This window comes from Bradyrhizobium sp. 25ACV (assembly GCF_054863005.1).
This window is the reverse complement of sequence record NZ_JAVAYO010000013.1, coordinates 124335-138386: the sequence shown is the minus strand read 5'-3', so window position 1 is coordinate 138386 and position 14052 is coordinate 124335. Positions and strand designations below refer to the sequence as shown.

General features: G+C 64.7%; 10 protein-coding genes. 7 read left to right on the top strand and 3 right to left on the bottom strand.

Features of this window, described 5'->3' with window-relative positions; translation table 11 throughout:
• Positions 1-87: 87 nt before the first annotated feature.
• Both RAD04_RS27200 and RAD04_RS27195 read right to left on the bottom strand, forming a co-directional pair.
• Positions 88-3255 carry an efflux RND transporter permease subunit gene (locus RAD04_RS27200; protein WP_461626245.1) on the bottom strand — a complete coding sequence of 1056 codons (3168 nt, stop codon included), beginning with the start codon at positions 3253-3255 and terminating at the stop codon, positions 88-90.
• Positions 3252-4457 (bottom strand): efflux RND transporter periplasmic adaptor subunit, encoded by a 1206-nt coding sequence (locus RAD04_RS27195; protein WP_461616184.1) that lies wholly within the window; start codon positions 4455-4457, stop codon positions 3252-3254. Before RAD04_RS27195 ends, RAD04_RS27200 begins: the two co-directional genes overlap by 4 nt.
• A gap of 333 nt (positions 4458-4790) precedes the next feature.
• On the opposite strand from RAD04_RS27195, the gene RAD04_RS27190 reads away from it, so the two are divergent.
• The 7 genes from RAD04_RS27190 (at position 4791) to RAD04_RS27160 (ending at position 13237) form a co-directional block, all read left to right on the top strand.
• Positions 4791-5945 (top strand): iron-containing alcohol dehydrogenase, encoded by a 1155-nt coding sequence (locus RAD04_RS27190; RefSeq protein WP_461626244.1) that lies wholly within the window; start codon positions 4791-4793, stop codon positions 5943-5945.
• An 18-nt stretch (positions 5946-5963) separates the two neighbouring features.
• Entirely contained in the window at positions 5964-7514 is a 1551-nt protein-coding gene (locus RAD04_RS27185) for an AMP-binding protein (RefSeq protein ID WP_461626243.1), read from the top strand.
• Positions 7515-7742: 228 nt separating this feature from the next.
• Positions 7743-9341, top strand: coding sequence for an ABC transporter substrate-binding protein (locus RAD04_RS27180; protein ID WP_461626242.1), 1599 nt, complete (start codon positions 7743-7745; stop codon positions 9339-9341).
• Positions 9342-9381: 40 nt separating this feature from the next.
• On the top strand, positions 9382-10329 hold the full coding sequence (locus RAD04_RS27175; protein ID WP_028139688.1) for an ABC transporter permease: 948 nt from the start codon (positions 9382-9384) through the stop codon (positions 10327-10329).
• A gap of 9 nt (positions 10330-10338) precedes the next feature.
• The gene (locus RAD04_RS27170; protein ID WP_091964335.1) at positions 10339-11232 is read left to right on the top strand and encodes an ABC transporter permease; all 894 of its coding nucleotides are present in this window, start codon (positions 10339-10341) and stop codon (positions 11230-11232) included.
• The gene (locus RAD04_RS27165; protein ID WP_461626241.1) at positions 11232-12239 is read left to right on the top strand and encodes an ABC transporter ATP-binding protein; all 1008 of its coding nucleotides are present in this window, start codon (positions 11232-11234) and stop codon (positions 12237-12239) included. The genes RAD04_RS27170 and RAD04_RS27165 overlap by 1 nt, the downstream gene beginning before the upstream one ends.
• The gene (locus RAD04_RS27160) at positions 12236-13237 is read left to right on the top strand and encodes an ABC transporter ATP-binding protein (protein WP_461626240.1); all 1002 of its coding nucleotides are present in this window, start codon (positions 12236-12238) and stop codon (positions 13235-13237) included. The genes RAD04_RS27165 and RAD04_RS27160 overlap by 4 nt, the downstream gene beginning before the upstream one ends.
• On the opposite strand, the gene RAD04_RS27155 is transcribed toward RAD04_RS27160, so the two are convergent.
• A complete protein-coding gene (locus RAD04_RS27155) occupies positions 13194-14006 on the bottom strand; it encodes a hypothetical protein (RefSeq protein WP_461626239.1) in 813 nt (270 codons plus the stop codon). The genes RAD04_RS27160 and RAD04_RS27155 overlap by 44 nt on opposite strands.
• Between the last annotated feature and the right edge of the window lie 46 nt (positions 14007-14052).

The window sequence follows — 14052 nt, the reverse complement described above, 5'->3', positions numbered from 1 at the left end:
CCAAACTCCTCCCTGTGGTTATGGATCCCCGCGTTCGCGGGGATGACGGCAGAGGGTGTGGAGGCGTCGATGGCCATAGAGACAGCGTCAGGCCGCCACCTGCGGCTTCTTCCCCTCATTCCGCCCTTCGGCCAGGTTCCGCACCACCACGTAGAAGATCGGCGTGAACAACAGGCCGAACAGGGTGACGCCGATCATGCCGAAGAACACGGCGACGCCGACGGCCTGCCGCATCTCCGAGCCGGAGCCGCTCGATATCACCAATGGCAGCACGCCGAGGATGAAGGCGAACGACGTCATCAGGATCGGCCGCAGGCGCAAGCGGCAGGCGTCGATGACCGCCTCGAGCCGCGGCTTGCCCTCGTTCTCGATGTCGCGCGCGAACTCGACGATCAGGATCGCGTTCTTGGCCGCCAACCCCACCAGCACGACGAAGCCGATCTGGGTGAGGATGTTGACGTCCTGGCCCATGATGCGGACGCCGATGGTGGCCGCGAGCAGGCACATCGGCACGATCAGGATCACCGCGAACGGCAAGGTCCAGCTGCCATATTGCGCAGCGAGCACGAGGTAGACGAACAGCACGCAGATCGGGAACACGTAGAGGCCGGCATTGCCGCCGGTGATCTGCTGATACGACAGATCCGTCCATTCGAAGGTGAAGCCGCTCGGCAGGGTGTCGTCGGCGAGCTTCTTGATGGTGTTGAGCGCAGTGGTCGAGCTGGTGCCCGGCGCCGGCTCACCCTGCAGCTCGGAGGCCGCGTAGAGATTGTAGCGCGCGACGCGATCGGGACCCGAGACATCCCTGAACTCGACCACGCTGCCGAGCATCACCATGTCGCCGGAGGCGTTGCGCGTGCGCAGGCGTGCGAGGTCGCTGGGCTCTTTCCGGAACGGGAAGTCGGCCTGCGCGGTGACGTGATAGGTGCGGCCGAACAGGTTGAAGTCGTTGACATAGGTCGATCCGAAATAGCTCTGGATCGTGTCGTTGATATTGGAGATGGGAACGCCGAGCTTCTGCGCCTTGGTGCGGTCGATGTCGACGAAGAGCTGCGGCGTATTGGCCGAGAACGGCGAGAACACCGAGGGGCCGAGCAGCGAGGGCGATTTGCGCGCCGCGGCGACAAGCTCGTCGGTGGCCGCGGCGAGCAACTCAGGCCCGCGGCCCTGACGGTCCTGGATTCGGATGGTGAAGCCGCCGCCGGTGCCGATGCCAGGCACGGCCGGCGGCGGGATCACGATGATGAAGGCGCCCTGGATCGCGGACAGGCGCTTGCGCAGCTCGCCCGTGATGGCGTTGGCCGTCAATCCTTTCTTGATCCGCGCCTCGGGCTCGTCGAACACCGGGAACAGCGCCGCCGCATTGCCGGCCTGGGTGCGGGTGGCGCCGGAGAAGCCGGCGAAAGCGGCGACGCGGACGATGCCCGGCGTATCCAGCGCGATCCGCTCGATCTCGCGCACGACCTCGGTGGTGCGCGCCAGCGAAGCCGCTCCGGGTAATTGCACGGAGACGATGACGTAGCCGCGGTCCTGCGCGGGGATGAAGCCTTGCGGCGTGGTCGCGATCAGCCAGCCGGCGCTTCCGATCAGCGCGACGTAGATCAGGATCATCACCACCGCATGCCGGATGACGAAATTGGCGAGGCCGGCATAGCCATGCGCCAGCCGGTCGAACACGCGGTTGAAGACCCCGGTGAAGGCACCCCACGCCCGCGCGATGACATTCCAGCTTGCCGGCGGCCGCTTCTCCTGGTGCGGCACCAGGATCTGCGAGGCCAGCGCCGGCGACAGCGTCAGCGAGCAGAAGCAGGAGATCGCGGTCGCAACCGCAATGGTGACGGCGAATTGCTGGAAGAACTGCCCGGAAATACCGCCCAGAAACGCGGTCGGGACGAACACCGCGCAGAGCACCAGCGCGATCGAGACCAGCGCGCCGCCGACCTCCTCCATGGTCTTGAGCGCAGCATCGCGCCGGCTCATGCCATGCTCGAGATGCCGCTCGACATTCTCGACCACCACGATGGCATCATCGACGACGATGCCGACCGCGAGGACGAGACCGAACAAAGTGAGATTGTTTATCGAGAAGCCCAGCGCCGCCATCACCGCGAAGGTGCCGACCAGCGACACCGGGATCGCGATGATCGGAATGATCGCGGGCCGCCAGCCCTGCAGGAACACCAGCACGACGATGACCACGAGCAGCATGGCCTCATAGATGGTCTTGATCAGCTCGTGGACGGACTGTGCGATGAACTCGGTGGGGTTATAGCCGATATTGTAGTCGAGGCCTTTCGGGAAGCTCTCCTTGAGCCTCGTCATGGTGTCGGTAATGTTCTTTGCGGTGGCGAGAGCGTTGGACCCGGGCCGCTGCGTCACCAGCATGGCGACCGCAGATTTGCGCAGCAGGAAGCTGTTGGTGCTGTAGGCGAGCGCCCCGAGCTCGATGCGGGCGACGTCACGCAGCCGCACCACGCGGCCGTCCGAGCCGGCCTTGATCAGGATGTCCTCGAACTGCTTCTGGTCCTTCAGGCGGCCTGTGAAGGTGAGGTTAGGCTGGAAGGCGCGGTCGGCGATCGGCGGCTCGGCGATCTGGCCGCCCGCGATCTGCACATTCTGGGCGCGGATCGCCGCCAGGACTTCGGCCGAGGTCAGGCCGAGATTGGCGATCCGGTCAGGGTCGAGCCACAGCCGCATCGAATAGTCGCGCGCGCCGAAGATCTGGATGTCGCCGACGCCGTCGAGACGCAGCAGCTGGTCGCGGACCTGCAGCAGCGCGTAGTTGGAGATGTAGAGCTGGTCGAACGTGTCGTCCGGCGACAGCATGAACACGACCATCAGGATGTCGGGCGAGTTCTTGCGGGTGGTGACGCCGTTGCGCTGGACCTCCTCGGGCAGGCGTGGCTGCGCGATCGCGACGCGGTTCTGCACCAGCACCTGGGCCTTGTCGAGATCGGTGCCGAGCTTGAAGGTGACGGTGATGGTGAGCTGGCCGTTCGAGGTCGCCTGGCTGTAGAGATACAGCATGTCCTCGACGCCGTTGATCTCCTGCTCGATCGGAGCTGCGACCGTGTCGGACACGGTCTGCGCGGAGGCGCCGGGATATTGCGTGGTGACGACGACGGTCGGCGGCACCACTTGCGGATATTCGGAGACCGGCAGCGTGGTGTAGGCGATCGCGCCGACGATCAGGAGCACGATCGACAGCACCATCGCCAGGATGGGCTGGTTGATGGAGAGACGGCCAAGATTCATGACTTGCCACCGGCCGGGGCTTGCGCGGTCTGCGGGGCAACCTTGGCGCCGACACGGGCACGCTGGATGCCGTTGACGATGACGCGATCCTCGGCCTTCAATCCTTCGCGGATCACACGCAGGCCGTCATCCAACGGTCCGAGCACCACGGGACGCGCCTCGACGGTGTCGTCGGGTTTCACCACGAACACGATCTTGCGGGACTGGTCGGTCGCAACCGCGACATCCGGGATCAGCAATGCTTCATAAGGTGCGCTGCCGATCAGCCGTACGCGCCCGAACTGGCCGGGCAGGATCGACAGATCGGTATTCTTGACTACGGCGCGGCTACGCAGCGTGCCGGTCGAAACGTCGAGCCGGTTGTCCAGGAAGTTGATGGTGCCTTCATGCGACGGCTTGGTTTCGCCGGCCAGCGTCACCTGCACCGGATTGGCCGTGTCGCGCGAGCTCGGGCGGCGGCCTTCGAACCACAGCTTGCTGTATTTGATGAAGGTCGCCTCATCCATGTCGAAATAGACGTAGATCGGATCGAGCGCGACGATCGAGGTGAGCAGCGTCGAGGTGCCGGTGTCGCTGCCCTGCACGAGATTGCCGGGGCTGACGAGATGGCGGCTGACGCGGCCGGTCAACGGTGCCGTCACATGGGTGAATTCGATGTTCAGTCTGGCGGCTTTGAGCGCACCTTCAGCCTGCACCTCCGCGGCATGCGCAGCTTGCAGGGCCTGACGGCGCTGATCGACGACCTGCTCGGAGACCGCGCTGGTCTGCACCAGGCTGAGGCCGCGGTCGAGCTCGCGCTTGGCAAGTTCCACCTTGGCGCGGGCATCCGACAGCTGCCCCTCCGCCTGCGTGGCCACCGCTTCGAACGGACGCGGGTCGATCACGTAGAGCAGGTCGCCCTGATGCACGATGGCGCCGTCCTGGAATTCGACCGAGTTGACGAAGCCGCCGACGCGCGGGCGCACCTGCACCTCCTCCACCGCTTCGAAGCGGCCGGTGAACTCGTCCCAATCGGTAACGGTGCGCTTGACCGGCTGGGCGACCGTCACGGGCGCCGGCGGCGGCGCAGACGCTTGCGAGGTGGGCTGCCCGCAACCGGTGAGCGCGAACGAAGCAACGAGCAGACCCGCTAGTGCGTAATGCCGCGGCTGGACGAATTCGTGCTTTTTGACAAGTCGCTCGCTTCCATCCGGTCCAGCCATCCCAGGTCCTCGCATCGTCCGCATGTCAAAAGCCGCGGAAAAGGCAGGGTAGGCATTTCCCCGCGGGCGTCCCAAGATGGGTGGAGTTGATGACCACTTCAAGACCAAAGCGCGTGCAGGGCTTCCAAGCGCGCCCTGACCGGATGGCGGGTTGACAGGGGGTGAGTGGAGCTCTCTCACGCGATGCGAGACTGGTGACGAAGGCACGATGCCACACCTCCCCTGGAGGGGGAGGGTAAGGAAACTAGCCAGCGCCTTCGCACATGACGGGAGCCGGCGGCTCGGCTAGATTACTTCCACAAAAACAAGACGAATTGTCCGGGGAGGACAGGCGTGCACCAGGGACGTGTCGTTTTCGGCGCGATCGAGGAGGTCGTGTTCGGCCATCCTGCAACTGAGGCCATCGTCGCGCAGATGGACCGGCTGGGAACGCGCCGCGCCTTCCTGATGGTTTCGGGCACACTGAACCGGCAGACCGGCGAAATCAGCAAGATCAAGGAAGCTCTGGGACCACGCTGCGCTGGCCTGTTCGATGCCATGCCGGCGCACACGCCGCGCGAGGCGGTGATCGCGGCAACTAACGCGGCGCGCGAGGCCGGCGCCGATCTGATCGTCACGGTGGGCGGCGGCTCGATCACCGACGGCGCCAAGGCGGTGCAGCTTTGCCTCGCCAACGGCATCGACGATATCGAAGGCATCGAGCGGATCCGCGTGCACAAGGGCGTCGCACCGGAGATGACGGCGCCGACCGTGCGCCAGGTCAGCGTGCCCACCACGATCGCGGGCGGCGAGTTCTCATCCATTGCGGGCGTGACCGACCGAGCTGCGCATGTGAAGCAGATGCTGCGGCATCCGCTCGCCGTGCCGCGCGCGACCATCCTCGATCCCGCGATCACCGTGCACACGCCGGAATGGCTGTTCCTGTCGACCGGCATCCGCGCCATCGACCATTGCGTCGAGGCGATCTGCTCGCGCGAGACGCATCCCTATGCCGACGCGCAAGCGGTGAAGGGCCTCGCCATGCTCGCCGACGCGCTGCCGCGGGTGAAAGCCGACCCCGCCGATCTCGACGCGCGGATGGACGCGCAGATCGGCACATGGCTGTCGATGGGCGCGCTTGCGGCCGGCGTTCCCATGGGCGCGAGCCACGGCATCGGCTACGTGCTGGGCGCGGCCTTCGACGTGCCGCACGGCTACACCTCCTGCATCATGCTGCCGGCGGTGATGCGCTGGAATGCGAGCGCCAATGCCGAGCGGCAGATGATCGTCGCGGCCGCCATGGGCTTTCCCGGCCACAACGCCGCCGACGTGCTCGATGCCTTCATCCGCTCGCTCGGCATGCCGCGCAGCCTCACTGAGGTACGCGTCTCGCCTGAGCATTTCGAGACAATCGCCGAGCAGGCGATGCGCACCAACTGGATCCCGCGTAACCCGCGCAAGATCGAAGGCCCGGCGCAGGTGCGCGAAATCCTGCTTCTCGCCGCATAATCCAAAGCCGGAGGATAGATGTACCCAGGTCAGCATGCCCGCCTACGCCCGCTGCAGCCCGCCTTCATCATGGCGGCCACGGGCGAGGCCGTCACCTATCGCGAGCTCGATGCGCGCAGCAACCGGCTGGCCCATCTGTTCCGCAAGCACGGCTTGAAGCGGCTCGACCACTATTCGATCTTCATGGAGAACAATTCGCGCTACCTGGAGGCCTGCGGCGCCGGCGAACGCTCCGGGCTGTACTACACCTGCATCAACTCGTTCCTGACGCCGGGCGAGCTCGCTTATCTGCTGGTCAACAGCCAGTCGAAGATCCTGATCACGTCGATGGCCAAGCTCGGCATCGCGCGCGAGGCGATCCAGGCCTGCCCCGACATCAAGCTCTGCATCGTCGCCGACGGCCCGGGCGAAAGCGAGCGCATCGTCGGTCTTGCGGACGTCACCGCCGATATGCCGGCAACACCGATCGCGGATGAATGGCTCGGCACCGCCATGCTCTATTCGTCCGGCACGACGGGACGGCCGAAAGGCATTCTGCGGCCGCTGCCGGAGGAGCCGCCGAAGCATAATCTGCCGCTGTTCGATTTTCTGACCAAGCTCTGGCACTACCGCGAGGGCATGGTCTACCTCTCGCCGGCCCCGCTCTATCACTCGGCGCCGCAGGCGGCCGTGAACCTCACGATCCGCATGGGCGGCACCGTGATCATCATGGAGAGTTTCGATCCCGAGCGTTACCTCGAGCTCGTCCAGCGGTGGGGCATCACCCACACCCAGCTGGTGCCGACCATGTTCTCGCGCATGCTGAAATTGCCGGAGGAGGTGCGCGGCCGCTACGACCTGTCCTCACTGGAGATCGCGATCCACGCCGCTGCGCCCTGCCCGGCTCTGGTCAAGGACGACATCATCAAATGGTGGGGGCCGATCATCCACGAATATTACGGCGCCACCGAAGGCCTCGGCTTTACCGCCTGCAACAGCGAGGAATGGCTTAGCCACCGCGGCACCGTCGGCAAGGTGCTGCTCGGCGACCTCCACATCCTCGACGAGAACATGCGGGAATGCCCGACCGGAACCCCGGGCCAAGTCTGGTTCAAGACCGCCTCGCCATTCGAATATTTCAACGATCCGGAGAAGACCAAGGAGGCGCGCTCGGCCGACGGCAGCATGAGCACGGTCGGCGACGTCGGCTATGTCGATACCGACCGGTTTCTCTACCTCACCGATCGCGCCACCTTCATGATCATCTCCGGTGGCGTGAACATCTACCCACAGGAATGCGAGAATTTGCTGATCACCCATCCCAAGGTCGCCGATGCCGCGGTGTTCGGCGTGCCCAATCCCGATCTCGGCGAAGAGGTGAAGGCGGTGGTACAGCCGATGCCTGATGTCGTGCCGGGCGAGGCGTTCGCCGAAGAGCTGATCGCATTCTGCGCAGAATCGCTGTCGCGGCAGAAGGTGCCGCGCTCGGTCGATTTCGAGAAGGAATTGCCGCGGCTGCCGACGGGGAAGTTGTATAAGCGCCTGCTGCGGGACCGGTATTGGGGGAACAAGGCGTCGCGGATCGTGTGAGGGCGCGGCGGCAAGCTTGTTGATACGACTGCGCGCAACACCAGCACCGGAACCATCTCTTCGCACCTGCACTCTCACATCGTGAGAGCATGAAGACCTGCGGCCTTCGGTCATCCGAATTGTCGAGGCGGCATGCGGCCTTACCGGTTGCCTCCCTCAATTCGCGTGCTATCGTCGCGACAAACAGGCCGCAAAGGCCCAAAAGACTGACGTCCAGGGAGGATGAGCATGCGGAGCGTGTGGGCGCTCGCCGCAATGGCGGCGCTATCTGTGCTGACGGCCTCAACCACCACGCTCGCCGGCGAGCCCAAGCAGGGCGGCGTCCTGCGAATGTATCACCGCGACAGCCCGGCCAACGCATCGATCCTCGAGGGCGCGACCTATTCGGTCAACGTGCCGTTCATGGGCGTCTTCAATAACCTCGTCATTTACGACCAGCACATCGCGCAGAATAGTCCTGAGACCCTGCGGCCTGAGCTCGCCGAAAGCTGGTCCTGGAGCAGCGACAACAAGAAGCTGACGTTCAAGCTACGCCAGGGCGTCAAATGGCACGACGGCAAGCCGTTCACATCGGCCGACGTCAAATGCAGCTTCGATCTGCTGATGGGCAAATCGCAGCAGAAGCTTCGGCAGAATCCGCGCAAGGCCTGGTACAACGAAGTCAACGAGATCACGACGAGTGGCGATTTCGAGGTCTCCTTCGACCTGAAGCGGCCACAGCCGTCACTGCTGGCGATGCTCGCGTCCGGCTATACGCCGGTCTATCCCTGTCACGTCTCGCCGGCGGACATGCGCACCCATCCGATCGGGACCGGTCCGTTTAAATTCGTCGAGTTCAAGGCCAATGAATCGATCAAGCTGACGCGAAATCCGGACTATTGGAAGAAGGGCCTGCCCTATCTCGACGGCATCGAGTACACGATCATCACGAACCGCTCGACCGCGATCCTGGCGTTCGTCGCCGGCAAGTTCGACATGACCTTCCCGACGCACATCACGATCCCGCTCCTGAAGGACATCAAGTCGCAGGCGCCGAACGCGACCTGCGTCGTCGAGCCGACCAACGTTTCGACCAACATCATCGTCAATTCGACCTCGGCCCCGTTCGACAACATCGATATTCGCCGGGCGGTGGCGCTTGCGCTGGACCGCAAGGCCTTCGTCGATATCCTGTTCGAAGGCCAGGCCGATATCGGCGGCACCATGCTGCCACAGCCCCAAGGCGTCTGGGGCATGCCCAAGGACAAGCTCGAGACCATTCCGGGCTATGGAAGGGACGTGAACGCGAACCGCGAGGACGCGAAGAAGCTGATGCAGAAGGCGGGCTACGGCCCCGACAAGCACCTCGCGGTAAAGGTCTCGACGCGCAATCTCGCGGAATATCGCGACCCCGCCGTGATCCTGATCGACCAGCTCAAGAGCATCTATATCGACGGCGAGCTCGACGTCGTCGAAACCGCGAACTGGTTCCCGAAAGTCGCGCGCAAGGACTACATGCTCGGCCTCAATCTGACCGGCAATTCCGTCGACGATCCCGACCAGTCCTTCTACGAAAACTATTCCTGCGGCTCGGAGCGGAACTACACCAATTACTGCAACAAGGAGATCGAGAAGCTGTTCGACGTGCAATCGCAGGAGACCGACACCAGCAAGCGCAAGCCGCTGGTCTGGGATATCGACAAGAAGCTACAGGAGGATGTCGCCCGTCCGATCATCTTCCATGCACGGGCCGGCACGTGCTGGCAGCCCTATGTCAAGGGCATCACGATCATGTCGAACAGCTCCTATAACGGCTTCCGCTACGAGGATGTGTGGCTCGACAAGTAGTACGTCAGGCTGAAGATTAGCGGCTCGCGGAGGGCGAAGGATGTTTGCCTATCTGGTGCGACGCCTGTTCCTGATGCTCGTGACCCTGTTCGGGATCTCGATCGTCATCTTCCTCCTGCTGCGCATCGTGCCCGGCAACATCGTCGACATCCTGTTCGCCGCGGCCGGCTATGTCGATCCCGCCGACAAGGCCAATCTGGAGAAGGAGCTCGGCATCGACCAGCCGCTGATCGTGCAATATTGGCACTGGATCAGCGGTTTTCTGCGCGGCGATTTCGGTTACTCCTACGTCTCCGAGAAGCCGGCGCTCCAGGAGATATTGCCGCGGATCCCGATCACGGCGCGGCTCGCCGGCCTCGCGCTGTTGTTCTCGGTCTCGATTGGCATTCCGCTCGGCGTCATCAGCGCCGTGAAGCAGGGCACACGGCTGGATTACGCCTTGCGTGTCGTCAGCCTCAGCGGCTTGTCGCTGCCCTCGTTCTGGCTCGGCCTGCTCATTCTCACGGCGTCGGTGGCGATGTTCGGCCAGATGCCGATCTTCAACCCGAATCCGCAGACCTGGCTCGAGGCATTCGCAACCTATGCCGTGCCGGCCGCCGCGGTCGGCTTCCGCAGCGCCGCACTGACCATGCGCATCACGCGGTCCTCGATGCTGGAGGTGCTGCGTCAGGACTACATCCGCACCGCGCGCGCCAAGGGCGCCTCCGATGCCGCCGTGAACTATCAGCATGCGCTGAAGAACGCGATCCTGCCCGTCATCACCGTGATCGGCATCGAGGCGGCGTTCCTGATCGGCGGCCTGATCGTCACCGAGACGGTGTTCAACATCCCCGGCGTCGCCCGCTTCCTGGTCGAGGCGATCCGCTGGCGCGACTATCCGATCGTGCAGAACCTCGTGATGCTGATCGCCGTCGTGGTGGTGAGCGCGAATTTCATCGTCGACATGCTCTATGCCGTGTTCGATCCGCGCATCAGGTACACGGATTAGGAGATCAATTTGGCCGCGATCGACTTCGACGTTGAACTGAGGCGGGCCGGCGCGCATGCGACCGGAGGCTGGCGCCGCGTGCTGTTTCTGGCACAGCGACATGTGCTGGGCGCCGCCGGCCTCGTCATCATGACCGTGTTCGTGTTCACGGCCATCTTCGCCGATTTCATCGCGCGCTATGATCCCCTGTCGATCGATTCGGCCCGCGCTCTGGCCCGCCCGAGCCTGGCGCACTGGATGGGAACAGACTCCTTCGGCCGCGACGTGTTCAGCCGCATCATCCACGGCGCGCGGATCTCGCTTGCGGTCGGAATCGGTTCGACCGCGCTCGGCGGCACGATCGGCGTCATCGTCGGCCTCACCTCCGGCTATCTCTCCGGCTGGGTCGATCTCGTATTCCAGCGCGTCTCCGACGTCCTCCAGGCGCTGCCGCTGCTGGTGCTGGCGCTGGTGATGACGGCGGCACTCGGCCCGTCGCTGCCGAACGTGATCATTGCGATTGCCATTCCGCTGATCCCGACCGTTGCGCGCGTCATCCGTGCCAACACGCTGGCGCTGCGCGAACTCCCCTTTATCGAAGCCGCCAAATCGATCGGCATGAGCGAAGTGCGCATCGCGCTCCGCCACGTGCTGCCGAACACGCTGGCGCCGCTGATCGTACTCGCGACCGCGCAGCTCGGCTCGACCATCCTGACCGAAGCTTCCCTCTCCTTCCTCGGCCTCGGCATTCCCGAGCCTTATCCGTCTTGGGGCCGCATGCTTTCCGAGTCCGCCGCCGAGTATGTCCGCACCGCGCCGTGGCTGGTGATCTTCCCGGGCATCGCGATCAGCCTCGCCGTGTTCGGCGCCAATCTGTTCGGCGACGCCCTGCGCGACATCCTGGATCCGAGGCAGCGCGGCTGATGACGGACAAATCCCACCTTGTGCTCGAAGTGAAGAACCTGAAAACGGTGTTCTTCACCAATTCCGGTTTGTTCAAGGCGGTCGACGACCTCTCCTTTACCGTCAAGCGCGGCGAGACACTGGCGATCGTCGGCGAATCCGGCTGCGGCAAGAGCGTCACGGCGCTGTCGCTGATGCGGCTGGTGCCCGATCCGCCCGGCCGCATCGTCGGCGGCTCGATTTCGCTCGAAGGCACCGAACTGCTGGCGCTGGATGAGGCGGAGATGCGCGCAGTCAGGGGCAACCGCATCTCGATGATCTTCCAGGAGCCGATGACTTCGCTCAATCCGGTGATGCGGATTGGCGACCAGATCGTCGAGGCGGTGCGGCTGCACCGGAACATCCCGGCCAAAGAGGCCCGGAATATCGCCGTCGAGATGCTGCGCCTGGTTCGCATTCCCGAGCCGGCGCGGCGCGCGAAGGAATATCCGCATCAACTCTCCGGCGGCATGCGTCAGCGCGCGATGATCGCGATGGCGCTGGCCTGCCGGCCGGCGCTGCTGATCGCGGACGAGCCGACCACTGCGCTCGACGTCACCATTCAGGCGCAGATCCTGGCGCTGATCCTCGACCTTCAGAAGGAGCTCGGCACCGGGCTCGTGCTGATCACGCACGATCTCGGCGTCGTCGCGCAGACGGCGCAGCGCGTGATCGTGATGTATGCGGGGCGAAAGGTCGAGGAAGCCAGCGTCGAAGCGCTGTTCGCCGCCCCAAAGCACCCCTATACGCGCGGGCTGATGGCTTCGATCCCGGCCGTGCCGGCCGCCGGCGTCCCGGCGCAGGCACGGCTGAACGAAATTCCCGGCACCGTGCCGTCGCTGGTGCGGCTGCCGAAGGGTTGCGCCTTCGCGCCGCGCTGCAAGCTCGCGATCAAGCGCTGCGAGGCTGAATATCCGCCGCTGGCGGATTGGGGCGGCGGACATCTTGCAGCCTGCTGGCGTGCGGCGGAAGTCGCGGAGGTGGCATGAGCGAAGTTCTGCTCGAAGTCACCAACCTCAAGAAGCACTATCCGGTGCGGGCCGGCGTATTGCGCAGGCAAGTTGGCACCGTGCACTCGGTCGATGGAGTCTCGTTCTCGGTTCATGCCGGCGAGACGCTCGGGCTCGTCGGCGAATCCGGTTGCGGCAAGTCGACGGTGGCGCGCAGCGTGTTGCGGCTGGTTGAGCCGACCTCGGGCCAGATTCAGCTCGAAGGCGAGGATATCACCCATTTGTCCAAGGCGGCACTGCGCCCGCACCGGCGCTCGATGCAGATCGTCTTCCAGGACCCGTTCGCCTCGCTCAATCCACGCATGACCGCCGGCGACATCGTCGGCGAGCCGCTTGCGGTGCACGGGCTCGCCAGCGGCAAGGCGCTGGATGCGCGGGTCGCAACGCTGTTCGAGCAGGTGGGCTTGCGAGCCGACCAGATGCACAACTTCCCGCATCAATTCTCCGGCGGCCAGCGCCAGCGCATCTGCATCGCGCGCGCGCTCGCACTCGAGCCGCGCCTGATCGTCTGCGACGAGCCGGTGTCCGCGCTCGACGTCTCGATCCAGGCGCAGGTGATCAACCTGCTGATCGACCTGCAGCGGCGGCACGGCTTCTCCTATCTCTTCATCGCGCACGACCTCGCCGTGGTCGCGCACATCAGCCATCGCGTCGCCGTGATGTATCTCGGCCGCATCGTCGAGATCGCAGGCAAGGACGAGCTGTTTCGCAATCCCAGGCATCCCTACACGCAGGCGCTGCTCGCCTCCGTGCCCGTGGCGAATCCGCTCGCGAAGAGGCTCGCGCCGCTGGTCGACGGCGACGTGCCGAGCCCGGTCAATCCGCCGTCAGGCTGCGCGTTTCACACCCGCTGCCGATTTGCGATGGAGCGTTGCAAGACGGAGCGGCCGGCGCTGCTGGACGCGGGCGACGGTCATCAGGTCGCGTGTCTGCTCAATGACGGAACTGGGCGGAGCCAGCTGGCGCCAACGACCTGATCACCGGCCACGCCGCCAAGGCAGCAGCGACATGCTTGAGCGTGTGGCCCGAGACGATATGCCCTGTCGCTTCGAAAATGAGCGCGTCACCGAGTTCGAAAAGCTTCGCCAGCACATAAAAGAAGATCACGCCGCCCAGCTGCACGCCGAGCACGCCAGGCCGCGGCCGCGTCAACGCCAGTCCCACGGCAAGTGCCATGCCGCCGAACTGCACAACCACCCATGGCGTGAGATTCTCGCGTGCCACCCAGGCAGCAAGCAAGCCCGCAACCATCATCAGCACCAACACCGCCTCGCCGGCACGCACGCTAATGCGCTCACTGGCCGCGATGCCCAGAAAGCCCGCGAATGCCACCGCCATGCCGAGGCGGTCGGCCACGAGCCGTTGCGGCATGTCGGGGTCGAGGTGATAGAAGCCAGATCCCAGGCAGGTGAGGATCAGTCCGACGAAGAACCAGCTTGCACCCACGGGCGCATCAGGGCGGGCGCGGATCCGCTCCGAACCCCAGACGCCCATCGCGAGAAAGGCGAGATTGCTCAGCACATCGCCGGCGTTGGGCACACCGAGCCAGGTGCGATTGTCGACGAAGTGCGGGATGTGCCAAGCGGCGGCGGGCAGCGCGGGGGCGAGGAGCGCCGACAGCGTCAGAACGCAGAGGGCCCCAATCAGGTATCTCTCGCGGAGTTGTGGGGCGGCGAACGAGAAGCGGCGGGATACCGACGGGAGCGTCGGATTGGTCGCCTGGGCGGGATCATTGACGCGCAACATGCCGGCTCCAAAATTGAACATCGTTCAATATTTGTAACCGAAAAAT